The 1,051-nt window shown below is 47.8% G+C and carries 1 protein-coding gene; it reads left to right on the top strand.

Annotation, left to right across the window (positions count from 1 at the left end):
* The first annotated feature begins 97 nt into the window (after window positions 1-97).
* Window positions 98-859, top strand: a complete 762-nt coding sequence (locus tag EN738_RS34550) for a class I SAM-dependent methyltransferase (RefSeq protein WP_189523700.1) — start codon at window positions 98-100, stop codon at window positions 857-859.
* Window positions 860-1,051 lie beyond the last annotated feature (192 nt).

The raw sequence follows: 1,051 nt of genomic DNA, 5'->3' as shown, positions 1-1,051 counted from the left end.
CCTTCACAAATATTCTCTTTAACTGCGGTGCAATATATGCGAATAATCATGGTGGAACAAAAGCTCTTTGGATAACAGTGGTAAGAGGAAAAAATACGTGGCTGACAATCTTAAAGGAAACGCATCGCTGACGGAAATCAGATTATACTTCAGTGAAGATTATCTATATTTTGGAGACGTAATAAACCCCCCCAGAAAAAGTGACAATCAAACGGAGTTAATTTGGAATCTCCTTTCTCTCGTGAAGGGAAACGCAGTTCTCGAACTGGGATGTGGCTATGGGCGAATTGCCAACCGATTAGCGGAAAAAGGAGCGCATGTAGCCGGGCTTGATATCTCACCGATCTTGCTAAAAAAGGCCCAAGCGGATGCAGCTGAACTCGGAGTAAATGTGGAGTATGCTGTGGGCGACATGCGCTCACTTCCCTGGCGAGATCGATTCGACGCAGTTTTTCTTTGGTACACGACCTTTGGCTATTTCGATGACACGGATAATGAGAGAGTTCTTCGTGAAGCCGCTTCGTCCCTTCGAAAGGGCGGGCGTCTGTTAATCGATAACCCCAATCGAATCGGGTCTCTGCGTCATAAGTATTCTATGTGTGACGTTGCACAGCGCAACGACGATGTACGAATCGATATATTTAACAACGATGTGCTAAGTGATCGCGAGCACCTCGAAAGAATTGTCGTCCGCGATGGACGCGTTAGACGAACTCACCTTTCTTACAGGCAGTATGGGTTTTCTGAATATGTTCGCATGTTGCGAAGCGCGGGATTCGTTTCTGTGGAAGCTTATGGGGAGGAAGGTGAACCGTTTACATCCGAGAGCTCGCGCCTCCTGGTTGTCGCACGCAAATAATGTAAGCGGGATAATCTAGATGAACTGATGAGATTGTTCTTGCTGGCCTGCACTTGATTGCAATTGACATTTACCAAGATAGGAGAAAGCTGCTCATGCCCACCTCTAGGCAACAGGAACGCGTACCTGCATTTAGTCAGCAGGAATACCGCGAGCGCACTGCTCGGCTGCGAAAGCAAATGGCGGCGCGCG

It is taken from the genome of Mesorhizobium sp. M4B.F.Ca.ET.017.02.2.1 (genome assembly GCF_003998955.1).
GTDB classification, from domain to species: domain Bacteria; phylum Pseudomonadota; class Alphaproteobacteria; order Rhizobiales; family Rhizobiaceae; genus Mesorhizobium; species Mesorhizobium abyssinicae.
The sequence above is the reverse complement of the archived record's forward strand: the minus strand, read 5'-3'. Positions and strand labels throughout refer to the sequence as shown.